Origin of the sequence: Pseudoalteromonas sp. S3178 (genome assembly GCF_005886985.1) — a bacterium.
Taxonomy (GTDB): Bacteria; Pseudomonadota; Gammaproteobacteria; order Enterobacterales; family Alteromonadaceae; genus Pseudoalteromonas; species Pseudoalteromonas carrageenovora.
Genome location: NZ_PNCW01000197.1, coordinates 1 through 358, shown reverse-complemented (window position 1 = coordinate 358; position 358 = coordinate 1). Strand labels below are relative to the sequence as shown.

General features: G+C 46.1%; 1 protein-coding gene. It reads left to right on the top strand.

Going from position 1 to position 358, the window contains the following annotated elements:
- Positions 1 to 228, top strand: a 228-nt coding sequence (locus tag CWC11_RS23430; RefSeq protein ID WP_249330788.1) for a hypothetical protein, incomplete at its 5' end; no start/stop codon positions are given.
- Positions 229 to 358: the final 130 nt, after the last annotated feature.

Below are 358 nucleotides of genomic sequence, written 5' to 3'. Positions count from 1 at the left end.
ATGGCGTTTGCAAAACTGCAAGCCCATGCGGATTTGACAACGACAAACTGGCCTTTTGAGTTACAGGGTCAAATAGATAAGTTAGTCATTCCGTCAGGGTCCACAACTTTAAAAGGTGCAACACTCGGCTTGAGCGGAGATGCCTCAAAATACAATTTATCAGGCTCAATCCATGTTAATACAGTGCAGTTTGGTGATGTCACCGCGACACTTGAAGGGCAAGGTTGACTACAAGCATTTACACTTGCTAAAGCCAAGCTTCAGCTTGAATAAGCGCAAGCGCAAATAGCAGGACAAGTGAACTGGTCGCAAGGAGTGAAGGGCAAAGTGAACGGGGACTTTTCTCAGCTACCAATCG